Origin of the sequence: Psychrobacter sp. DD43, assembly GCF_904846555.1 — a bacterium.
In the GTDB taxonomy this organism is placed as follows: domain Bacteria; phylum Pseudomonadota; class Gammaproteobacteria; order Pseudomonadales; family Moraxellaceae; genus Psychrobacter; species Psychrobacter cryohalolentis.
Genome location: NZ_CAJHBE010000004.1, coordinates 23027 through 45086 on the forward strand (window position 1 = coordinate 23027; position 22060 = coordinate 45086).

Here is a 22060-nt window from a genome sequence, read left to right on the forward strand (position 1 = left end):
AGTGGTTATTCAACATATTGGTATCGAACGCTTTCTCTGAATATCAATGATATTGTCAATTTTATGGTAACGATAGGGTAGCCATGAGCCTTTTGCCAAAAGCTTTCACCGTAACAGCTGCCTCAGCAGCCAATCGATGGTTCGCTTCGCGTGCGCCCAAAAGTGACAGCGCCACCCTCAATTTGCGTAATGTCTATATATTTTTTAGCCGGGAAGGCATGCTATTTGCGGTGCTGCTGATCATTACTTTTATTGCCGGTATTAACTATGGCAATAACTTGGTGTTAGGTTTATGTTTTTATTTGATTAGCGTTTGGCTGATCAGCTTTCATGTAACCTTTGCGCACATTTCAGGTTTGCAAGTACGTTTGCTTGAAGTGACTATGGCAGAAGCGGGTGCGCCTGTTTGGGTAACTTTGCAGCTGCGCAGTGAGAGCCGTCAACCAAGACGGCAGTTGTTATTTAGCTTTGAGCAGACTGATGACAGGGCTAATAGCAAGAAAGATAAAAACATCAGCAAAAAAATTAAACATAACGCTGATAATAAACAGTCAATACTGGTGGCACGACTGCAAAACGAGCAAATTATTCGCTTGCCTGTACCGACGCAGAATCGTGGGCAGTTTGAATTACCACGGTTAAAAATAAAAACGGTTTACCCTTTGGGTATCATGCGGGCATGGTCCTATGTTTATTTTGCCCGTACTGCTTGGGTCTATCCAAAACCTGAAGTATTCGATTGGCAAGCGCAGTATGCAGTTGCCAGTTTGGAGGATTTACCTATAGGCGGGCAATATCGGCAAGGTCAAGATGACTTTGAGCGGCTAGATGTCTATATCGAAGGAGAGTCACTGGCACGAGTTTCTTGGGGACATGTGGCACGCGGTCAGGGTATGCTTACCAAGCATTTTGCCGATCCTGTTGGTCACGAGCAAACCTTGGATTATGCCGATATGCCAGCTGCGCAGCATGAACAGAAGCTGGCACAACTGGCTCACGGGGCGCTCACACTAGGGAAATTGGGTGTGCCGTTTAATATGTGTTTACCAAATGAGGCACCGTCTGAATTTTCCTCTGCGGTAATGACGGGCGAGGGCGACAGCTTTGCACAAGCGTGCTTACTAAGATTGGCAAAAGCGCCATGAACAATTCTAAACGATCTTCCTCAAATGACATTGAAAATGTATCGATCGATTTTCTTACTAAAAATTCTACAGAGACAGCCATTTTTGAGCAATTGGCAACGGGTCAAAGCACCCGCGCTAGTGTTGACCACGGTTACGCTAGAAAATGGTATCGCAATTTTTTAGCGCTACCAGCCTATTATTGGGTATTAATTGCCCAAGTCATTGTTATCTTACCTCATGCGGCACACTTACCATTATGGCTAATGGGTTTTGCTGTCGTCAGTATTATTGCCCAATTGCCACGCATCAAAGTGCGTTTTAAAAAAATAGCATATTTAAAACGCGTCTATCAAGGCATGCAAATGCTCGGTTTCTTGCTGGGTCTTGTCGGTCTATGGCTGACCTACAATACTGCATTTGGACTGGATATGGGCGTGGCATTTTTAGTGCTCTGCCTTATCAGTAAACTGTGGGAGCTTTACAAGCGGCGCGATGCTTATGTGGTGTTGAATCTTTCACTGTTTGTACTTGCAGCGTTGTTTTTGATGGATCAAGGGTTAATAACGACGTTAGAAGTGATTGTTGGCACGATTGTTGTGTTGCTGGCATTTATCGCGCTAAATGATGATGGGAATAGTCGCGGTGATGGTCGTCTGCGCACCTTGGGTGTATTGGGTATTGGAGCATTGCCATTATTGGTGGTGCTATTCCTATTCTTTCCGCGTTTGCCCCCACTATGGTCAGTACAGTTATCAGGTCAGCAAGCGACCACAGGCGTCTCTGATAGTATGTCGCCAGGTGATTTTGCTAATTTAGGTCAGTCAACCGAATTGGCTTTCCGCGTAGAGTTTACAGACAATAGACCCCCGCAGCAGGAGTTGTATTGGCGAGGCTTGGTATTTAGCGATTTTGATGGCATTACTTGGCGTCAAAGCCCTCAGCAACAACAATGGCGACCTGGACCGCAAATGCCTGTTTGGATTGAGAACGCCTTTGCTACTATCCCCGATGAAGTGAAAGTTGCGCCTACCAGCTATGAGGTTATTTTAGAACCCACACAACAAAACTGGTTATTTGGACTCGATTATCCGTTTACCCAGCAGCAAGATGTCAGTGTCACCTCAGACTTTACCCTGTTAAAAGACCAGCCTGTTACTCAGCAATTACGCTACGATGTAGCACAGTTTACGCCGATGCAGATTGACCCTATACTCACTGACGAGGCACGACGACTAAATCTTGCCTTGCCTAATAAAGGCAACCCACAAGCACGAGCATTAGCCCAGCAGCTTTTTGCCCAGTCAGGCTCAGATCCTCTACGCTATATGGCAGCTATTGAGCGCTGGATTCATAAAACAGACTTTCGTTATACACTATCTCCGCCACGGCTGAATAATAATCGTATTGATGAGTTTTTATTTGAGACCAAAGCGGGGTTTTGTGAGCACTATTCTTCCAGCTTTACCTTTATGATGCGCGCCGCTGGCATACCTGCACGGGTCGTGGCAGGCTATCAAGGTGGCGAGCTAAGCCGCAGTGGGAATGTTTGGGAGGTGCGACAAAAGGATGCGCACGCTTGGACGGAAGTTTGGCTTGAGGGTCAAGGCTGGGTACGTGTCGATCCGACTGCGTTTGTAGCGCCTGAGCGCGTCGAGCAAGGCATGGATGCGCTGACGCAGTCACAAGGGGCTACGATGTTTGGCGATGGGGCTAGCGCGCAAATCAGCTATCAGCAGTATCAGATGCTACAAACCTTGCGCCGCCTGTCAGACCAAGCCAGCTACTATTGGCAAAAAGACGTCGTCGGTTACGATCAGGACAAGCAAGCGGACTCGCTACTCAAATGGTTCAACATCCGCTCAGTGATGCAGCAAATTATTTGGTTGGCAGCAAGTGCTATTACCGTCATGGTAATTCTCGTTTTTGTCATTTGGCAACGCCGCCGCAAGCGCTGGCATCCAGCAGATCTGCCACTTGCACAGCTATCAAAACGTATTGGCAAGAATAATAAAACGTTGGCTAGGTTTGAGAGTGAAGGGCAATTGGCATGGCTTGAACGCTTGGCAATGTCACTTGATACAAGTGCTCGTCCAAAACCTGAAGCAAACACAGGGAAAAATACTCAGAGTAGTAGTCCTAGTCAGTTGGTAGACAGCAATGCTTTAACAGTGGCTCAAATGAAAATCGAGCAGATTAAAAAGGATTATCGTCAGCTGCGTTATGGGCGTTTGAGCACGATAGATGTGAGTAATAATGAGTACCAGCAAGTACTTAAGCAGCTAAAGAAAAACGTAAGGGAATTACCAAGGTTATACTGATTTGTGTGTGGTAGATCCATTAGAGTAAAAGTACTTAGATTATTTTAAAGCAATAAATAAAGGGATAGCTCTATGGCGATATACGTCGATTTTATGCAGATAGAGTTTAAAGGCTATAAGTGGTGCCATCTGCTGGCAGATACCTTGAAAGAGCTGCATGATTTTGCTGCGCTGATTGAAGTGGATGCGCGCTTATTCCATCGTCATGCCAGTTACCCGCACTACGATGTCACCGTACAAATGCGCGAAATTGCCATTGAGTATGGTGCTATCCCTGCCGATCGAAAAAAGATTATAGAATGTGCAAAGAAATTAAAAGTAGAGTTGCATGAGCAAATAGCATGCTCTGAGCATTGCTAATAAATAAGTTAATATTCTAGAGATAGAAAAAAGGTGGGTTGCGATTTGGCTACCCACCTTTTTATTTAGTAAATTTTTTGCTAGAAATTTACTTGGCAATAGCTGCTTTACTAACACTGTTGAGCGCTTTTGAGATGTTAGCAATCTCGGTATCGCAACCTTTAATGTTATGACGATTTTTTAAATACTCAGGATTATTATATGACAGCCATACCTTTTTATCGGCATCTTCGCTGATGAGAATTTTTTGCGGTAAGTCGATGGCGACGCTTTGCTCGCATTGCATCAATGGTGTACCCGCTTTTGGATTACCAAACATAATGACTTGTGTTGGTCTTAATGTTAAATCGACACTTTGTGCATTTTTTTGATGATCGACGCGTGCGAACACCTTCATACCTTTGCTTTCAATAATCGCTGCCAGCTTATCAGCGGTATCTTGCACGGAATGAGGACTTTGCATCGTAACCAAACCTTTTTTAGCATTGATAGCAGTCATCGTGTCTGGCGTTGATGGCATCTTATCAGGTGCATTTAAAATATTTTCAACACTGGCACAAGAGGATACAGCCAAAGCTAGAGCAGCAATAGAGATAATCTTAAGCATAAAAATTCCTTTTTTATGGTGGTCATTTATTCAGTGAGTGATGGTTGGCAACATCGAGTCCTTATAGTGCATCTTTACATTGTGCGTAATAAACGGTGCATAGTAAAGAGTCGCTTTGCAACATGCCTTAACGAACTATTAAGCCAAATGATCTGCTAGATAGTCTACCAACAGCCTAATTTTTGGCGATAAATGACGATTGTGCGGGTAGACTGCCCATATCCCTTCTTCTTGCTCTCTATATTCGTCCAATACCGTCATTAAACGGCCGGTTGCTAGATGTTTTTGTACATAATAATCTGGCAATTGTACGATGCCAAGCCCCTTTAGCGCTGCATCAACCAAGCTATAACCGCTGTTATACCGTATCTTACCACTCACGCGTATATTGCGCTCTGTATCTGCTTCTTTAAAATGCCAATAATCCAGTGTACCTAATAGGCAGCTGTGTTGACTGAGTTCATCCAAGGTTTTTGGGCGACCATATTTCTCAAAATAAGCGGGCGATGCACAGACAAAGTTGGTACGGTGACTGAGTTTTTTTGCCATCATCGTAGAGTCGCTCAGCTTACCGATACGTATTGCCAAATCATAACCACCTTCAATCAAATCAATCTTCTGATTGCTCAAAAAAGCCGTCACTTCGATGTCACTATATTGCACCATAAAATTATTTATCAGTGGCAATAGCTGCTGCTCTCCATAGGTGACAGGAGCTGTCAGATTGATTCGACCTTGCGGTTTGGACTGCAAATTACTGACCGCTTGCTCTGCGGCATCGAGTCCATCAAGGATGCTGCGGCAATGCTGATAAAACACCCGCCCTTCTTCTGTTAGCGACACTTTGCGCGTGGTTCGATACAGCAGCTTGGTATTGAGCCGCTTCTCCAGTGCAGTAACCTGCCGACTCACTTGCGCTGTCGAGATGGCAAGCTTTGCCGCCGCTTTAGTAAAGCTCTCAAATTCTGCCACGTATACAAACTCACTGATACCATCCCACTTCATGATTATTACCACTGTGTAAAAGATATTTGCAAATATGCTATATTATCATTAGCAGGGAAGTAATATAAAATAATCACACTATTAAAATTCAACCATTAAAAAGAGAGACTTTTATGTCAGACAAATTTATCAAATCAAAAGCCGCCATTGCTTGGGGCCCTAATCAGCCATTATCGATTGAAGAAGTGGATGTCATGTTGCCACGTAAAGGCGAAGTATTGGTCAAAATCATCGCCAGTGGCGTCTGCCATACCGATGCTTTTACTTTATCTGGTGAAGACCCAGAAGGTGTATTCCCAGCCATTTTAGGTCATGAAGGTGGCGGTATCGTTGAGCAAATCGGCGAAGGCGTGACTAGCGTCCAAGTGGGTGACCATGTCATTCCCTTATATACCGCAGAATGTGGCGAATGTAAGTTCTGTACTTCAGGTAAAACCAACTTATGCTCAGCGGTACGTGAGACTCAAGGTAAAGGCTTAATGCCAGATGGCACCACCCGTTTTTATAAAGACGGTCAGCCAATCTACCATTATATGGGTTGCTCAACCTTTTCTGAATATACGGTATTGCCAGAGATATCTTTAGCCAAAGTTGACGCCAATGCACCATTAGAAAAAGTTTGCTTACTTGGTTGTGGTGTGACCACTGGTCTGGGCGCAGTCATGAATACCGCTAAGGTTGAAGAAGGCGCGACCGTTGCTGTTTTCGGCCTTGGGGGTATTGGCTTAGCGGCTATTATCGGTGCAAAAATGGCAAAAGCCAGTCGTATTATCGGTATTGATATTAACGAAGATAAATTTGAGTTGGCTAAAAAGCTAGGCGCAACTGATTGTATCAATTCTAAAGATTATGACAAGCCTATCCAAGAGGTCATCGTTGAGATGACCGATGGCGGCGTAGACTACTCATTTGAGTGTATCGGTAATGTCGATGTGATGCGTTCAGCGCTTGAGTGCTGTCATAAAGGTTGGGGTGAGTCGGTCATCATCGGTGTCGCTGGTGCCGGCAAAGAAATCTCAACCCGTCCATTCCAGCTAGTAACTGGTCGAGTCTGGAAAGGTTCAGCATTTGGCGGTGTTAAAGGCCGTTCAGAGCTGCCCGGCTATGTCGATCGTTATATGCAAGGTGATATTCCATTAAATGACTTTATCACTCATACGATGCCATTAGAAAACATCAACGAAGCGTTTGATTTGATGCATAAAGGCGAGAGTATTCGTACGGTTATTCATTTTTAACTTGTAGCAGTTATAAAATTAGTACTATAGACAGAAAAAAGCCGCTCCTATCATAGGTATCATAGGAGCGGCTTTTTTCTGTCTATCTTTTAGTCCTTTTTAAAGCTATGCATATCTTCTAACATCCCCGTAAACCTCTCGTATAGCCATGGCTCCATATCATCGACTACTTGATTATAAAAATGCGGACCTACGGTTTCGATGATAAAATCCAATAAGAACTTAGCGGGCAAATTACCAATATCGATATCGAATTCCTCATTCATATAAACCCGTAGTTGCTCTAAGATAAGGATCTCAGTTTCATCTGATAGGGTGATTAGTTTATCTTTATTCATACAAATGGCCCTACTAAAAAATCTTAATTTACTCTTTCATATTGGCTAGCTGCTCTAAAATATTGACATAATTGTCTACGCCTTGCGCGCCGCTAACCAAGTGCTGCTCATTAAAAATAATAGCAGGCACGCTTTGAATACCTTGCCTTTGCCAATGCTGCTCTACCTCACGCACGTCATTGGCAAACCGCTGGTCTTCTAAAACCGTCAACGCTTCTTTACCATCTAACCCAATCTCTGCAGCAATATCGGCAAGTACCTTGATATCAGAGAGGTTTCTATTATCGGTAAAGTGCGCGATAAATAATGCCTGCTTTAACTCATGCATACGCCCTTGCTGCTCAGCCCAATGCAAAAGCTGATGCAGATTAAAGGTGTTGTGCATACGCAGGTCATCAGTAAAGTTAAACTGAAAGCCGACCTCAGAACCTGCCTCGGCTATTCTGGCGCGGCTAGTATCTGACTCGGCTTTGCTTGAGCCATATTTCTCCATGATATGCTCACGCATGTTTTGACCCTCGCTTGGCATATTAGGATTTAGCTCAAACGGATGCCAATGTATCTCATGATCAGTATTGGTTTTCTCTAGTGCTGCTGCTAGTTGGCGATAGCCGACGACACACCAAGGGCAGACCACGTCTGATACGATATCGATGCGTAGTGGCTGCTCTGATGTTAACTGCTTTGAGTTTTCCATATGTTTTACCTAATTTATTGTCTGTTTTTTATCTAATGAAGTACCATTTGAAGTAAGCTTTCTTACCTGAAGCTGACTGTAATCAATATGCTTATTAAGCGATACTTATCAAACGATACTTATCAAACGATACTTATCAAACGATACTTATCAAACGATACTAAGAGAAAGGCTAGGTGATTACAATGGCGGATAAGTTACTAATGATAACTACCAGCCATAATCATAAGCCGACTATTGATTATGGCGGCTTAAACTGGGTAGCCATCATAAGAATGGCTTGAGAAATTATGTAAATAGGCAATTTAATGAGCTTTATAGAGTACCCAATGAAACCTTATATAGAAACAGAGCGTCTGTATCTTAGACAGTGGCAAGCAAGCGATTTTGCAATATTTGCTGCTATGAATGCCGATCCAGAGGTTATGAAGTATTTCCCCAAGCTTTTATCAGCTAAAGTGAGCGATATTATTGCGAGTAAATGCCAGCAGCTGATTGAAGATAATGGTTGGGGATTTTGGGCGCTCAGTCTAAAAAAGGGTTCAAACAAAAATGATGCCTTTATTGGTTTTGTTGGCTTAAATCAGACGCATGCTGATATGTCTTTTGCTCCTTGTGTCGAGATTGCTTGGCGACTGCGTAAGGAGTTTTGGGGACAAGGCTATGCAACTGAAGCTGCTCGTGCGTCTTTAGATTTTGCTTTCAGCGAGCTAGAGCTTGATGAGGTGGTTGCATTTACTGCTGTGATTAATAAGCGCTCTCAACTGCTTATGAAGCGTATCAAGATGACTGATACGCAAAACAATTTTTATCATCCTGCACTTGAGTCAAATCATCTACTCGCTGAACACGTGCTATATAAGATCACTCGGCAGCAGTGGCAGGCAGTTTAAGTAGCTTTAGAATGAGCGTTACCACATCAGAAGAGAATGCCTTAATGTATTACCATCTCATTGTGGATGGCTATTTCCATTACTTAAATGTGCTAATGACGCATTGCATATAAACAGTGTGCAATGCCTTAAATAATTTTTATAAGACAAGGTAACTATTTTCATTTAAAGTGTTATTGATAAAGCGATTGATAGCTAGATGAGGTATCAAACAGCATTGATGGTTCTTTAATAGCATTTATCGCATCAGTTTTGCCAGTGACAATAAAAGCTGCATAGCTCGAATGCGCTCTTCATCGACGTCTTTTGATAGTGCTAATGAAATCATTATTCATTGTTAAAGACAAATGCTTCAATATTTGCTTTAGTTGTCTAAAGCTTTCTAAACTAATCACCTTTTTTTAATTATTAATTTTTTACTACGCACTATTTTCAGATATTTTAATGATAAAAACTTATCCATAACTTTTGATGATGCTGATATTTACTAGACGTATACATCAAAAAAATGATATACAGTTATGAGATAAAAATAGTCTGGGCTTCTTTATCATAATTTAGCGACCCAAACCGTTGGATTCTAATCCCACCAGTTGTCATACCAGATAGCGTATAGCAGCGACATCAATCCTACATCTGTGTTCACCATCCTATCATTTTCGGGTATGCGATAGTGCGCCGGTGTAAATCAGCACGATTACAATTTCTACCCTAAGGAACCTATATGAGTATCAGTCAGGCAATCGAAAAAATCGAAGCACGTTACGCCCATCAACCTGAGTTTATTCAGGCAGTAAAAGAAGTTGCAATCACGATTGCGCCACTATATGACTCTCATCCTGAATATGATGCTTTCAAAGTTTTTGAGCGCTTGGTTGAGCCTGACCGCGTGATGGGTTTCCGTATCAACTGGGAAAATGATAAAGGTGTAGTACAGGTCAATCGCGGCTGGCGTGTCCAATTTAGTAACGCGTTAGGTCCTTATAAAGGTGGTATTAGATTTCACCCAACCGTTAATCAATCGGTCTTAAAGTTCTTAGGTTTTGAGCAAATTTTTAAAAATGCCTTGACTGGTTTGCCAATGGGAGGCGCTAAAGGCGGTTCTGATTTTGATCCAAAGGGCAAGTCAGACAATGAAATCCGTCGTTTTTGCTATGCTTTCATGCGTGAGCTGCATCCCTATATCAATAAAGATACGGACGTACCGGCAGGTGATATCGGCGTTAGCGGACGCGAAATCAGCTATATGTTTGCCATGTATAAAAACCTGACCCGCGAATACGGCGGTGTATTGACTGGTAAAGGCGTAGGGTTTGGTGGCAGTTTGATGCGTACGGAAGCGACGGGCTATGGCGCGGTTTACTTCTTAGAAAATATGCTAACGGCTCAAAATGAGCGCATAGATGGTAAGCGAGTACTGGTTTCAGGCGCGGGTAACGTCTCTCTACATGCTGCTGAAAAAGCTCATATGCTGGGCGGTGTTGTGGTCACCGTATCTGATTCGCAAGGTACCTTGTATGATGGGGCGGGTCTAAATCAAGAAAAAATCAACTGGTTAAAAGCGCAAAAAGCAAAAAGCCAACCATTAGCAGATTACGTTGCGGTCTATGGTGGTGAATGGTTCGCTGGTCAAAAACCTTGGCATATCAAAGGCGATATCGCTATTCCATCAGCCACGCAAAACGAAGTGAATGAAGAGGACGCCAAGCTGATGGTTGAGAACGGCATTAAGTATGTGGTTGAAGGCGCTAATATGCCATTGACTGCAGACGCAATTGATCATATTCGCTTGCATCGTGTGCACTATGCTCCAGGTAAAGCGGCAAATGCAGGCGGCGTGGCAGTATCTGGTCTTGAGATGTCACAGAACTCAGTACGTCAGTACAAAACTTTTGAAGAGATTGATGCACGTTTAAAAGTTATTATGAAAAATATTCATGACGGCGCTGCTGAAGCCTCAGAAAAATACCATCAAACTGATAAAGGTTATATCGATTATATGACTGGCGCTAATATCGTCGGCTTTAAACGTGTTGCCGATGCCTTAGTTGCTTATGGTATCTTGAACTAAGAGCGGTTTATAGATCATAGTACAGTCGATTCAATTTAAAAAGAATACAGTACTGTTGGGATAAATTTTGCGAAGCCTCTGGAGTGCGAAGCACACAGCAAGCGAGAGAAATTTATCCCAGCATAATGCTATTCTGAATGTAACTCTTTTATATTGAACTCACTATAAGACATAAGTTGTTAATGTCATAAATTCTTTTCATAAACCAAAAAGCCTCAATCGTTCATTGATTGGGGCTTTTTACGATTTAAAAGAAAATGGTGAGGCTATAAGGTTTAACGCCATGCACCTTTGATCATAATACCTTCAATAGGATTTAGCCCCATTTGATAGGCTAAATCAGCAGGGCGAGTGATATCCCACAGCGCCAAATCCGCATCACAGCCAACTTCTATACGTCCTTTATGAGCTAGACCTAATGCTTGAGCAGCATGAACCGTTGCCCCTGCTAATACTTCTTCAGGGGTCATATAAAATAGCGTACAGCCCATATTCATCGCTAATAGCAGTGAGGTCAGCGGTGAGGTACCTGGATTACAGTCAGTCGAAACTGCCATTGGTACTTGATGTTTACGCAGTTCTTCGATCGGTGGCAACTTGGTATCACGTAAGGTATAAAACGCGCCTGGCAACAGCACAGCCACCGTATTACTTGCTGCCATTTTTTGGATATCGTCTTCTACTAAGTGCTCAAGATGGTCACTTGATAATCCTTGATATTCAGCAACTAAGGCGCTAGCGCCTATATTTGATAGTTGTTCAGAATGCAGTTTCACCGGTAAGTTTAATGAGCGTGCGACTTCAAAGACGCGCTTAATCTGCTCAGCATTAAAGGCAATGTTTTCACAAAATCCATCGACTGCATCAACTAAGCCCTCGCTATGTAAAATCGGTAGCCACTCGCAGACTTGCTCGATATAGTCATCGGCACGATTTTTGTATTCAGGTGGTAGGGCATGAGCGGCTAAATAAGTGGTGCTAACATGAATATCGTACTTTTCGCCAAGCTTGCGCGCCACAATCAGCATTTTGCGTTCAGTGTTTAAATCTAAGCCATAACCAGATTTAATCTCGATACTGGTCACACCTTCTTTGATAAGCGCCAGCAGGCGTTTTTCACTTTGTGCAAACAATTCTTCGATATTGGCTTCGCGAGTGGAACGAACTGTTGAGACAATACCGCCACCTTGGGCAGCAATATCTTGATAGTTGGCACCGTGTAGACGCGCTTCAAACTCATTGCTGCGGTTGCCGCCATAGACGATATGAGTATGGCAATCTATCAATCCAGGCGTTATCCAATGACCATCAGCGTCTGTGATTTGCTGACGCTGATAATGGGTGAAATAGGGCGTTATTTGCGTATGCGCCCCAATCCATGCAATTTTGCGGTCTTTAATGCCGATAGCAGCGTTTTCTAATTGACCATAAGGCGTGCTTTTTGCGGCTGCGGATATACTGTCTTTATTGTCAGCATAAGTATCGAAACCATATTGCGCTGAAAAAGTCGCAAGATTGGCATTGATAATAATATGGTCAAACGTTGTTAAGGCATCCATAGCATCGGTAGTATTGATAGAGTCGTCAAGTATCTGTTCGCTAGAGTTGTTCATAATAAGCTCCTGCTTAATACTGATAATCAGGTAAATATATAAAATTCATTTCTAAAGTTAAACTTATAAGCCTTTATCTATAAATTCAGTAAATGCTGCTCGATAATAGTCGCCAAAAGACGAGCAGCAACTTTACAGCTACGCGAATCAATATCAAAAGTAGGGTTGATCTCAGCAATATCGGCTACTTTTACCTTACCAGAGGACAAGATAAGTTTGACCGCGCGCTCAACGAAACTGAGCTCAATACCATAGGCAGCAGGTGCACTGACACCAGGTACGACGCTAGATGGTAAGCAATCCATATCAATGGTTAAATAAATAATATCGACGCTCTCGATGAAACTGGTTATTTGAGCAGCAATTTTTTTCCATTTTTTATTGGTACACTCTTCATCACTGATGATATGCACGCCCAATTGATCAGCACGATCAAAGAGCGCTGCCGTATTGGAAAACCGACTGACGCCTATACAACAATAATTAAATGGCTGACCTTGCTCATCAAGATGCTCGGCAATTTGTCGAAATGGCGTACCCGAGGTAGCGACATCAGACTGACGAAGATCAAGATGAGCATCAAAGTTAATAATGCCAATACGCGGTGGCGCATCTGTATCACTATTAGCGTCTGTCTGCTGCAGCGCTTGCCACAATCCTAAAAAGCTACCATAAGCAATAGCATGACCACCGCCAAGCCCAATGGGTAAGCCGCCTTGCTTGATAATCTGGTTTACCTTATCGGCATAATTAAGTTGTGCTTGTTCTAGCATGTTTGCGGCAAAGTCATCATGATCATGGCAGTGAATATCACCTGCATCACCCAGTAAGGTTGGCAGTTGATTGTCAAAGCGCTGCTGTAGTTCAGCGATGACTGGCAGTGCAGCAAACGCCTGACGAATCAATGGCGGTGCGGCTCTTGCGCCCACACGTCCTTGATTGCGCCTGACACCTTGGTCACAAGCGAAACCGACCAGCCCAATACGCTGGCCGTTTTGCTGACTGGTGCTATCAAAGGCATAAGGCTGAGCCAACTGATACCAGTAACGAGCGCGAGCTGTCTCAAATGGCTCTGCACGTCCTGTCCACTGGGTCATATCAGCAGGTGTATGGCTAATGTGAGTGGTAGTCGTTGCTGTTGTTCTCGCTATTGTCATCGCTGTTCTCCGCCCATCAATATTTATTTAGACTCGTACCAGTCGCTGCGTAGTGACTGCCAATGTTCGGCAAGCGTACCGTCTAATACTAACTGCTTGGCCGCTTCGATATCAGGGGCTAGATAGCGATCTTTATCATAGAAAGTCACTTGTTCACGTAGTTTCTGATGCGCCACAGTCAAAGGCTCTGAGGTCTCTAACCCACGATGGAAGTCGATACCTTGACCAGCAGCCAAGAGCTCAATACCGATAATGGTGGCGGTATTTTGCGCCATCTCATATAAGCGACGGGCGCAATAAGTTGCCATCGACACATGGTCTTCTTGATTGGCAGAAGTTGGAATACTATCGACACTACCTGGATGGGCGATAGATTTATTCTCTGATGCCAGAGCCGCTGCCGTCACATGAGCAATCATAAAGCCTGAGTTGACCCCAGCATTATCAACTAAGAATGGCGGCAAACCACCTGATAAAGTAGCATCGATTAGCAAAGCGATACGGCGCTCAGACATAGAACCAATCTCAGCAATTGCCAATGCTAAAATATCAGCAGCAAAAGCCACTGGCTCAGCATGGAAGTTACCTCCAGAGATGGCAACTGGACCGTCTTCATTGTTAAAGATCAGTGGATTGTCCGTGACGGCATTTGATTCAATCAATAGCGTCTTGCCTGCTTGATTGATGATATCAAGGCAAGCACCCATCACTTGTGGCTGGCAACGCAAGCAGTAAGGATCTTGTACTCTGTCGTCTTGCTCGCCATCGTGTGAGGCGCGAATGGCACTGCCTTTAATGAGCTGACGGTGTGCTTTGGCGATTTCGATTTGACCATGATGACCACGTACTGCGTGAATACGCGCGTCAAATGGCGCATCTGAGCCTTTAGCCGCATCGATAGACAGTGAGCCGACGATGGTTGCCGTCTCAAGCAAATCACGTGCTAAGAAATAACCACGCAATGCCAGTGCGGTGGATACTTGAGTGCCATTAATCAGGGCAAGACCTTCTTTTGCCGCAAGGGTGATTGGCTCAAGACCATGCTGTGCTAGTGCATCAGCGGCCAGTACTTTTTTACCATCAACATAAACATGACCTTCGCCCATCATCGCCAGTGTCATATGCGATAAAGGCGCGAGGTCTCCTGAAGCACCTACTGAGCCTTTGGCAGGGATGTTTGGGGTAATTTGGTTATTAATTAAGCCCAGTAAGCTGTCGACCACGGCGCGGCGGACGCCAGAAACACCTTGTGCCAAGCTGGTCACCTTCATCACCATAATCAGTCGAACCACGTTGGCTGGTAATGCTTCACCAGTACCCACCGAGTGAGACACGATAAGATTGCGCTGTAGTAATTCTAATTGATCATCGCTGATACGGGTTTTTGCCAACAGACCAAAACCGGTATTGATACCATAAGCGCTTTTATCACGGCGGATGATCGTTTGTACATCTTCGTGTGAGGCGTCTATTGCCTCATAAGCGCTATCAGGTAAGGTCAATATGACGGGCTGTTCATAGATATCGCGTAGTATCTCAAAGCTAAGCTGACGTGGCTGTAGTGTTAATTTTTTAATAGCAGTCATGATGGTAATCCTAGTGTTAAATGTTATTAGCTGTATTTATAATATGGTGAGGTATTGATGTTGTGCCTGTATTAATAGGTGCAATCTATCCTAACTTATCCAGCCGAAAGACATTGCCAAATGTCCAAAAGCTGCTGCCAGTAAGATACTAAGTGCTACACGCTGGAACCAAACGATGACCATTTTCCCAACAGAGATAGGAATCTCAGTTGCTAGTACACAAGGAATCATGGCAGAAAAAAATAGCACACTGCTAATAGAGATGACGCCTGCGACATAACGGGTCAACATATCCGCATCACTGAGCAATAATGCGGGCAAGAACATCTCAGCCAATCCTGCAGACATACCTTTGGCAGCCACGAGCGGCTCTGGCAAACCGCCCAACCAGGTAAAGGGGTAAAGCAGTAAACCTAAAGCGTCAAATACTGGCGTGTACTTGGCCAATAATAAACCAGTGAGTCCAACGGCGATAATAGAGGGCACAATAGCGGCTGCCATTGTCAAACCATCACGAAAATTAGTCCATAGAATTTGTTTAAAATCTGATGCACGGCGTGACGTGGACAAACCTAGCTCATATGCCGCTTTTAGACGCGTGCCTCTTTTGTAGTCTAAATTTGGACGCTCAACCTCATTATCAAACTGACTAATTGGTGGAATACGGGCAGTGATAGCGGTGACGATAAAGGTAATCACTAGCGTTGACCAAAAAAACAGATTCCAAAATTCCATCAATCCCAGTGTTTTGGCAACAATTACCATAAACGCGGCTGATACAGTTGAAAAGCCGGTCGCAATGATAATGGCTTCACGCGCAGAATATTGCTTTTGCAGATACACACGATTGGTAATTAACAGCCCAATCGAATAACTGCCAACAAAAGAAGCAACTGCATCAATCGCTGATGCACCTGGCGTTTTCCAAATAGGTTTCATAATCGGCTGCATCAGCACGCCAACCATCTCAAGCAAACCAAAACCCACTAAAAACGCCAGAATCAAAGCCCCAAGCGGCACAATCATACCAACGGGTAGCGCCAGTTTTTCAAATAAAAACGGCAGCATATCCTTTTCCATCATAAAGGCTGGAGCGTTACCAGTGATATACATCACAGCTAATACCAGTCCCAGTACTTTAAAGACAGTTAGGATTTTATGGGTGATGTTTTTACGCCATGAACCATCAATAAACGGTTTACTTACCCCAAATATCATCAGCATAAATAACAAAGTTACAGATAAAGTATGTTGCTGATTGACCAGATAAGTTGCGCCATGGTCGAACAAAATCGTGCTTTTTTCACCAATGGTAAATGGCACAAAAAACATCACCAAACCGATCATACTAAAGACAATCAGTTGCAGTAAGGCAATGGGTTTTGACAGTAATGTCTCTGGCGTTGTCGTATCGGGCACGGTGTTAGCGACCTGCTCAGTTTTCTCTAATTGTAGGGTATCTTGCTTGGTCATATTATCTTCCTTGATAAAATCATGTGATCTATGTGTCTATGGAGAACTACTTAATCATAGGAAGATTTAGACCGTAATCCTTAGCAGTTTTAATCGCCAACTCATAGCCCGCATCGGCATGACGCATAACGCCAGAACCACAATCGTTGACCAGTACTCGCGCTAAACGCTTAGCTGCGGCATCAGTACCGTCAGCGACGATAACCATGCCAGAGTGCTGCGAGTAGCCCATACCAACACCGCCGCCATGATGTAATGATACCCAAGTAGCACCGCCTGCGACATTGAGCATACCGTTTAATAGTGCCCAATCCGATACCGCATCTGAGCCATCTTTCATGCTTTCTGTTTCACGGTTTGGACTGGCAACAGAACCGGTGTCCAGATGGTCACGACCGATGACGATAGGGCCTTTAAGCTCGCCGTTTTTGACCATCTCATTGAAGGCAAGACCTGCTTTATCACGCTCACCAAGACCTAACCAGCAGATACGTGCTGGCAGACCTTGGAACTGAATGCGCTCTTTTGCCATGTCTAACCAGCGATGGATATGTTGGTTTTCAGGGAATAGCTCTTTGATTTTTTGATCGGTCTTATAGATATCTTCTGGATCACCTGATAATGCAACCCAGCGGAAGGGACCTTTGCCTTGGCAAAACAGCGGACGAATATACGCAGGGACAAAACCTGGGAAATTAAAGGCATTTTTTACGCCTTCATCAAACGCCACCTGACGAATGTTATTACCATAATCAGTCGTTGGGATGTCCATTGCCTGCAAGTCTAGCATCGCCTGTACATGTACGGCACAAGACTGAGCAGCGGCTTTGGTTAGATCAGCATGTTGCTCTGGGTTTTCTTGAGCGGCTTTCCATTCTTCAACCGTCCAGCCACTTGGTAGATAGCCATTAATCAAATCATGGGCGGAGGTTTGATCAGTAACCAAATCAGGTTTGATTTCGCCTGCATTGGCACGCTTTACCATCTCAGGCAAGATGTCTGCTGCATTACCAAGTAACGCGATAGAAACGGCTTCACCAGCTGCAGTATGTTGCTTAATGAGCTCATAGGCATGGTCAAGATTGTCAGCTTGTTTATCGACGTAGCCCGTACGCAAACGGAAATCAATACTAGATTGTTGGCATTCGATATTTAGAGAAGTTGCGCCAGCAAAGGTCGCCGCTAGTGGCTGCGCGCCGCCCATACCACCAAGACCAGCAGTCAAAATCCAGCGACCTGCCCAGCTACCGTCGTAATGCTGACGACCAGCTTCGACAAAGGTTTCATAAGTGCCTTGAACTATGCCTTGAGTGCCGATATAAATCCAGCTGCCCGCAGTCATTTGACCGTACATAAACAAGTCTTTACGATCGAGCTCGTTGAAATGCTCCCATGTTGCCCAGCGCGGGACAAGGTTGGAGTTGGCAATCAATACGCGCGGCGCATTTTCATGGGTTTGAAAAACGCCAACTGGTTTGCCAGATTGCACCAATAAGGTTTCATCATCTTCTAATTCTTTGAGTGACTCTAAAATTTGATCATAGCTTTCCCAATTACGGGCAGCGCGTCCAATACCGCCATAGACGACCAAGCTTTTTGGATTTTCAGCCACATCAGGATGCAGGTTATTTTGTAACATACGATAAGGGGCTTCGGTCAGCCAACTCTTGCAGTGTAGGGTACTGCCAGTTGGCGCCGCGATATTGCGACTCTCGTCACGGCGAGTATATTCAGGGGTTTTGTTCAATCCATTATCAGTAGTCATGATCCTATCCTTGTGATATCTGTTGAGGCAATATGGCAATCAAAGTGAGTCTTGTACGGTCAGTTTGCTAAATTTACTAATACTGCCGTAAAGTTGTATATACAAATTATCAGGAATCATTTTTTCATGCAAGTTTTTTTTCTTTATTGCAGCATTATTTTTGTGAGTGATTAGACAAACATGCAGCTGCCATATGGTTTTGCTAAGGTTTGTATGATTATCTCGTGTTACTATGGCGCTATTCTTATTGGTAAAACTAACGGTTAAAAATGGATACGATAAAGGCGATTCCGGCATATCAACGCATTAAAAATGCGATATTGGACAATATTCATTCAGGTAAATGGCAGGCGGGCAATGCGATTTCTACCGAAATGGCGTTGGCAGAAGAGTTTGGTGTCTCTCGTATGACGGTCAACCGTGCTTTAAAGGAATTGAGCGAAGAGCGAGTATTGGAGCGCCGGCAAGGGTCGGGGACGTTTGTTGCGCAGCAGCAGTTTAATCATACATTTGTAGAAGTTCGTAATATCGCTCAAGATTTAAAGTCTGCCAATCGTGATTATCAAGCAAAAGTTGTCAGTAAGCGCGGCATTACTGCTGCTATGCTAAACGATGAGCTACGGCGTAAATTTGGTCTTGAGAAGGTGGTTGAAACTTCTGAATCGAAAGAAGGTAAAAGTATTGATAGCGAAGTCGCTGTTTTATATGAGGTTAAGATCATCCATTTTGCAGATGGTCAGCCGATACAGTTTGAAGAGCGTTGGGTAGATGCTCTAAAGGTTCCAGAGTTTATCGAGCAAGATTTTAGCGTGGTCAATACCAGTGATTATCTTATTGCAAAAAGCCCACTGGAGCGTGGTAGCTATACTATTCGAGCACTAGCCGCACCCGATGAGATTGCAGCGTTACTACAGATTACCGCGCAGTCGCCTACATTGGTACTTTGTCGTCAAACTTACTCAGCGGGTCAAGTATTGACTTTTGTCAAAATGTGGCATGCAGGTGAGCGGTACCAGTTTTCAGGTGAACTATAACAACCTTACGCATATTCACTATTTTTGTACGTTTATTCTTTCTAAATTGCGTTAATATACACGTGAGCAGGTGTTTAATGGGCAGATTTAGAATAAGTATTTGTCATAAAATGCCTCAAATTTTCAAGAATAAAATAAAACCAGCATTGAAAAATATGCTGTGTATCCTCAAATTGAGCAGTCACAGTCAAATAATACCAAGCAGATATTTATGATGATATCTGCTTGTTCTTCAGTACGATTTTATTGGCAGGACATATTTTGCTTTATTTGACTCAGTCACTTTTATTTACTCACTATGATAAGGACGTCTTATGAAACGTCGCACGCTTTTAGCCCTTGCCGCAAGTACCGTATTGCTTGCCGCTTGTGGTCAATCACCTACCAATGATGCTGAAACCAAGGCAACTGATACCGCTGCGAGCAGCGGTTCTGATTTGCTACAGCGTATCAATAACGGCGGCACTATCAACGTCGGTACCGAAGGCACTTATCCTCCATTCACTTATCATGATGAGAGTGGCAAACTGACCGGCTATGATGTCGAAGTGACGCGTGCCGTTGCTGACAAACTTGGCGTTAAAGTTGAGTTTCAAGAAACTCAATGGGATGCAATGCTCGCAGGTTTGGACGCCAAGCGTTTTGATATGGTTGCCAACCAAGTCAGCTTGACCACGCCTGAGCGTTTAGCAAAATATGATAAAGCGCAAGCGTATAGCTGGTCGGGCGCAGTGGTTTTAGCGCCAAAAGATGATAACCGTTATAGCTCGTGGGAGGCTTTAAAAGGTCTGCGTAGCGCTCAGTCATTGACCAGCAACTATGGTGAGCTTGCAGAGCGTTATCAAGCTGAAGTCATCCCTGTTGATGGTATGGCTCAAGCGATCCAGCTGGTTAAACAAGATCGCGCTGACTTCACCATGAATGACAATCTTGCCATTTTGGATTATCTAAAAAAATTCCCAGATGCGGCGCTTGAGATTAAATTGACGGCCCCTGTCAGTGAGCAAACCGGTTCGGGCTTGGTATTGATAAAAGGTGATGATGAAGTATTGGCAAAATTAGACGAAGCCATGGCAGCATTGGCCGCTGATGGAACGCTCACCAAACTGAGCCAAGAATTCTTTGGTGCTGATATAAGTCAACAAAAATAATGCTAGCTTCTATAACGTCAGTGTTAGCAGATTTATTGGCATTATTGCCATTTATGAGTCCTGATCGGGCGCAGATTGTTATCTCGTCTTTTTGGCCGATGCTTAAAGGCGGTATCTATTATTCGATACCGCTGGCATTGATATCGTTTGCGATCGGTATGGCAATTGCGCTGACCGTGGCACTGATTCGTATCGTGCCGCGTGCTGGTTGGGTTCATGAGATTGTCTATAGACTTGCTCGCATCTATGTGTCTGCCATTCGCGGCACGCCGATGCTGGTACAGCTATTTATTATCTTTTATGGGTTACCGAGTGTTGGGGTCAAGCTTGATCCTTTTCCGTCAGCGATCATCGCTTTTTCGCTAAATATTGGTGCTTATGCGTCAGAGACGGTGCGCGCTTCCATTTTGTCTATTCCAAAGGGACAGTGGGAAGCCGGTTCAACTGTCGGCTTGACGTATTTGCAGACCTTTCGCCATGTTATTTTGCCGCAGGCACTACGCGTATCTGTACCGCCGCTATCTAATACCTTTATCAGTCTGGTAAAAGATACTTCGCTAGCATCGCTCGTATTGGTGACTGAGCTGTTTAAACAAGCGCAGATTATCACCGCGCGTAACTATGAGTTTATGTTGGTCTATATCGAAGCGGCCGTTATCTATTGGGGTATTTGTCTGTTTTTGACCTTTATCCAAGGTAGGCTTGAAACGCGTCTTGATCGTTATGTTGCCAAATAATATCGCTATCAACCCATGATATATTTCTCGCCCCTTTAACCCATGTGTTTTTTAATTTGCAAGTGGACGTCTTATGATTCAAGTCACCAATATTCATAAAGCCTTTGGGAGCAATCAAGTGCTTAAAGGTATCGACTTGACCATCGAAAAGGGCAAAGTGGTGGTCATATTAGGACCATCAGGTTCTGGTAAGACGACGTTTTTGCGGTGTTTGAATGCGCTTGAAATTCCAGATCAAGGTATCATCGCTTTTGATGATGGCAGCCTGACGGTTGATTTTGCCACTAAACCTAAGAAAAAAACCTTACTGGCACTACAACGTAAGTCAGGTATGGTGTTTCAGTCTTATAACTTGTTTCCACATAAGACAGCCATCGAAAACTTAATGCTTGGACCTACGGTGGTACAAGGGCAAAGTAAAGCGCAAGCACGTGAGCAGGCATTAGCATTACTCGATAAAGTGGGTTTGTCTGATAAGGCAGATCTCTATCCGTTTCAGCTATCGGGTGGTCAGCAGCAGCGTATTGGTATTGCTCGTGCATTGGCAATTGAGCCGTCTTTACTACTATTCGATGAGCCAACGTCTGCGCTTGATCCTGAGCTAGTACAAGATGTGCTTGAAACCATGAAACAGCTGGCATCAGAAGGTTGGACGATGGTTGTTGTTACTCATGAAATAAATTTTGCCCGCGATGTCGCTGATCATGTGGTTTTGATTGAAGATGGTAAGATTGTCGAAGAGGGCAGTGCTAAGCAGTTATTCGAGGACTCCAAGCATCCGCGTACGCAAGCGTTTTTACAGCGTATTGAACAGTAATAAGCTTGAAAGATGCTAAATAAAAGTCCCAACTATGATGTCATGGTTGGGACTTTTTTTGTTTGATAAAAAT

General features: G+C 43.9%; 19 protein-coding genes. 10 read left to right on the forward strand and 9 right to left on the reverse strand.

All coding sequences use genetic code 11. The features are described from left to right. Positions 1 to 83 precede the first annotated feature (83 nt). The 3 genes from JMX89_RS02985 to JMX89_RS02995 all read left to right on the forward strand — a co-directional run bounded on the left by JMX89_RS02985 (position 84) and on the right by JMX89_RS02995 (position 3805). On the forward strand, positions 84 to 1145 hold the full coding sequence (locus JMX89_RS02985; RefSeq protein WP_201531009.1) for a hypothetical protein: 1062 nt from the start codon (positions 84 to 86) through the stop codon (positions 1143 to 1145). Continuing rightward, on the forward strand, positions 1142 to 3445 hold the full coding sequence (locus JMX89_RS02990; RefSeq protein WP_201531007.1) for a transglutaminaseTgpA domain-containing protein: 2304 nt from the start codon (positions 1142 to 1144) through the stop codon (positions 3443 to 3445). The genes JMX89_RS02985 and JMX89_RS02990 overlap by 4 nt, the downstream gene beginning before the upstream one ends. A 72-nt stretch (positions 3446 to 3517) precedes the next feature. Beyond that, on the forward strand, positions 3518 to 3805 hold the full coding sequence (locus tag JMX89_RS02995) for a DUF4031 domain-containing protein (RefSeq protein ID WP_201531005.1): 288 nt from the start codon (positions 3518 to 3520) through the stop codon (positions 3803 to 3805). 88 nt (positions 3806 to 3893) lie between these two features. On the opposite strand, the gene JMX89_RS03000 is transcribed toward JMX89_RS02995, so the two are convergent. After that, the gene (locus JMX89_RS03000; protein WP_201531003.1) at positions 3894 to 4412 is read right to left on the reverse strand and encodes a DUF302 domain-containing protein; all 519 of its coding nucleotides are present in this window, start codon (positions 4410 to 4412) and stop codon (positions 3894 to 3896) included. Positions 4413 to 4550: 138 nt separating this feature from the next. Then, the gene (locus JMX89_RS03005; protein WP_201531001.1) at positions 4551 to 5417 is read right to left on the reverse strand and encodes a LysR family transcriptional regulator; all 867 of its coding nucleotides are present in this window, start codon (positions 5415 to 5417) and stop codon (positions 4551 to 4553) included. A 113-nt stretch (positions 5418 to 5530) separates the two neighbouring features. Between JMX89_RS03005 and JMX89_RS03010 the strand changes: the two genes are divergently transcribed. After that, the gene (locus JMX89_RS03010) at positions 5531 to 6655 is read left to right on the forward strand and encodes an S-(hydroxymethyl)glutathione dehydrogenase/class III alcohol dehydrogenase (RefSeq protein ID WP_227672988.1); all 1125 of its coding nucleotides are present in this window, start codon (positions 5531 to 5533) and stop codon (positions 6653 to 6655) included. 89 nt (positions 6656 to 6744) lie between these two features. Here JMX89_RS03010 and JMX89_RS03015 read toward each other — a convergent pair whose 3' ends face one another. Next, positions 6745 to 6993 carry a DUF2164 domain-containing protein gene (locus tag JMX89_RS03015; protein WP_201530999.1) on the reverse strand — a complete coding sequence of 83 codons (249 nt, stop codon included), beginning with the start codon at positions 6991 to 6993 and terminating at the stop codon, positions 6745 to 6747. A gap of 28 nt (positions 6994 to 7021) precedes the next feature. Continuing rightward, positions 7022 to 7690: a DsbA family protein gene (locus JMX89_RS03020; RefSeq protein WP_201530997.1), complete on the reverse strand. Its 669-nt coding sequence runs from the start codon at positions 7688 to 7690 to the stop codon at positions 7022 to 7024. 329 nt (positions 7691 to 8019) lie between these two features. On the opposite strand from JMX89_RS03020, the gene JMX89_RS03025 reads away from it, so the two are divergent. Together JMX89_RS03025 and gdhA are read left to right on the forward strand one after the other, a co-directional pair. After that, a complete protein-coding gene (locus JMX89_RS03025; protein WP_201530995.1) occupies positions 8020 to 8583 on the forward strand; it encodes a GNAT family N-acetyltransferase in 564 nt (187 codons plus the stop codon). Between the two features lie 724 nt (positions 8584 to 9307). Beyond that, positions 9308 to 10654: an NADP-specific glutamate dehydrogenase gene (gene gdhA / locus JMX89_RS03030; protein ID WP_201530993.1), complete on the forward strand. Its 1347-nt coding sequence runs from the start codon at positions 9308 to 9310 to the stop codon at positions 10652 to 10654. Between the two features lie 275 nt (positions 10655 to 10929). On the opposite strand, the gene hutI is transcribed toward gdhA, so the two are convergent. The 5 genes from hutI to hutU all read right to left on the reverse strand — a co-directional run bounded on the left by hutI (position 10930) and on the right by hutU (position 18248). After that, positions 10930 to 12267: an imidazolonepropionase gene (hutI, locus tag JMX89_RS03035; RefSeq protein ID WP_413786619.1), complete on the reverse strand. Its 1338-nt coding sequence runs from the start codon at positions 12265 to 12267 to the stop codon at positions 10930 to 10932. 77 nt (positions 12268 to 12344) lie between these two features. Further along, positions 12345 to 13424: a formimidoylglutamase gene (gene hutG / locus JMX89_RS03040; RefSeq protein WP_201530991.1), complete on the reverse strand. Its 1080-nt coding sequence runs from the start codon at positions 13422 to 13424 to the stop codon at positions 12345 to 12347. A 23-nt stretch (positions 13425 to 13447) separates the two neighbouring features. Further along, positions 13448 to 15010, reverse strand: a complete 1563-nt coding sequence (gene hutH / locus JMX89_RS03045; protein ID WP_201530989.1) for a histidine ammonia-lyase — start codon at positions 15008 to 15010, stop codon at positions 13448 to 13450. A 90-nt stretch (positions 15011 to 15100) separates the two neighbouring features. Continuing rightward, positions 15101 to 16483 carry a YjiH family protein gene (locus tag JMX89_RS03050; RefSeq protein WP_201530987.1) on the reverse strand — a complete coding sequence of 461 codons (1383 nt, stop codon included), beginning with the start codon at positions 16481 to 16483 and terminating at the stop codon, positions 15101 to 15103. A gap of 46 nt (positions 16484 to 16529) precedes the next feature. Further along, on the reverse strand, positions 16530 to 18248 hold the full coding sequence (gene hutU / locus JMX89_RS03055) for a urocanate hydratase (protein ID WP_020444102.1): 1719 nt from the start codon (positions 18246 to 18248) through the stop codon (positions 16530 to 16532). Positions 18249 to 18517: 269 nt separating this feature from the next. Between hutU and JMX89_RS03060 the strand changes: the two genes are divergently transcribed. From JMX89_RS03060 to JMX89_RS03075, 4 genes are all read left to right on the forward strand, one after another. Further along, a complete protein-coding gene (locus JMX89_RS03060) occupies positions 18518 to 19282 on the forward strand; it encodes a UTRA domain-containing protein (protein ID WP_201530985.1) in 765 nt (254 codons plus the stop codon). A 314-nt stretch (positions 19283 to 19596) separates the two neighbouring features. Continuing rightward, complete coding sequence (locus JMX89_RS03065) at positions 19597 to 20433, forward strand: transporter substrate-binding domain-containing protein (RefSeq protein ID WP_201530983.1); 837 nt, start codon at positions 19597 to 19599, stop codon at positions 20431 to 20433. A 53-nt stretch (positions 20434 to 20486) separates the two neighbouring features. Continuing rightward, entirely contained in the window at positions 20487 to 21170 is a 684-nt protein-coding gene (locus tag JMX89_RS03070) for an amino acid ABC transporter permease (protein ID WP_181209871.1), read from the forward strand. Positions 21171 to 21243: 73 nt separating this feature from the next. Further along, positions 21244 to 21987 (forward strand): amino acid ABC transporter ATP-binding protein, encoded by a 744-nt coding sequence (locus tag JMX89_RS03075; RefSeq protein ID WP_011514246.1) that lies wholly within the window; start codon positions 21244 to 21246, stop codon positions 21985 to 21987. The last annotated feature ends 73 nt before the right edge of the window (positions 21988 to 22060 follow it).

Bases quoted from the DNA above. Each gene is read 5' to 3' on its own strand.
- JMX89_RS02985 (WP_201531009.1), top strand. From the start codon at position 84: ATGAGCCTTTTGCCAAAAGCTTTCACCGTAACAGCTGCCTCAGCAGCC.
- JMX89_RS02990 (WP_201531007.1), top strand. From the start codon at position 1,142: ATGAACAATTCTAAACGATCTTCCTCAAATGACATTGAAAATGTATCG.
- JMX89_RS02995 (WP_201531005.1), top strand. From the start codon at position 3,518: ATGGCGATATACGTCGATTTTATGCAGATAGAGTTTAAAGGCTATAAG.
- JMX89_RS03000 (WP_201531003.1), bottom strand. From the start codon at position 4,412: ATGCTTAAGATTATCTCTATTGCTGCTCTAGCTTTGGCTGTATCCTCT.
- JMX89_RS03005 (WP_201531001.1), bottom strand. From the start codon at position 5,417: ATGAAGTGGGATGGTATCAGTGAGTTTGTATACGTGGCAGAATTTGAG.
- JMX89_RS03010 (WP_227672988.1), top strand. From the start codon at position 5,531: ATGTCAGACAAATTTATCAAATCAAAAGCCGCCATTGCTTGGGGCCCT.
- JMX89_RS03015 (WP_201530999.1), bottom strand. From the start codon at position 6,993: ATGAATAAAGATAAACTAATCACCCTATCAGATGAAACTGAGATCCTT.
- JMX89_RS03020 (WP_201530997.1), bottom strand. From the start codon at position 7,690: ATGGAAAACTCAAAGCAGTTAACATCAGAGCAGCCACTACGCATCGAT.
- JMX89_RS03025 (WP_201530995.1), top strand. From the start codon at position 8,020: ATGAAACCTTATATAGAAACAGAGCGTCTGTATCTTAGACAGTGGCAA.
- gdhA (WP_201530993.1), top strand. From the start codon at position 9,308: ATGAGTATCAGTCAGGCAATCGAAAAAATCGAAGCACGTTACGCCCAT.
- hutI (WP_413786619.1), bottom strand. From the start codon at position 12,267: ATGAACAACTCTAGCGAACAGATACTTGACGACTCTATCAATACTACC.
- hutG (WP_201530991.1), bottom strand. From the start codon at position 13,424: ATGACAATAGCGAGAACAACAGCAACGACTACCACTCACATTAGCCAT.
- hutH (WP_201530989.1), bottom strand. From the start codon at position 15,010: ATGACTGCTATTAAAAAATTAACACTACAGCCACGTCAGCTTAGCTTT.
- JMX89_RS03050 (WP_201530987.1), bottom strand. From the start codon at position 16,483: ATGACCAAGCAAGATACCCTACAATTAGAGAAAACTGAGCAGGTCGCT.
- hutU (WP_020444102.1), bottom strand. From the start codon at position 18,248: ATGACTACTGATAATGGATTGAACAAAACCCCTGAATATACTCGCCGT.
- JMX89_RS03060 (WP_201530985.1), top strand. From the start codon at position 18,518: ATGGATACGATAAAGGCGATTCCGGCATATCAACGCATTAAAAATGCG.
- JMX89_RS03065 (WP_201530983.1), top strand. From the start codon at position 19,597: ATGAAACGTCGCACGCTTTTAGCCCTTGCCGCAAGTACCGTATTGCTT.
- JMX89_RS03070 (WP_181209871.1), top strand. From the start codon at position 20,487: ATGAGTCCTGATCGGGCGCAGATTGTTATCTCGTCTTTTTGGCCGATG.
- JMX89_RS03075 (WP_011514246.1), top strand. From the start codon at position 21,244: ATGATTCAAGTCACCAATATTCATAAAGCCTTTGGGAGCAATCAAGTG.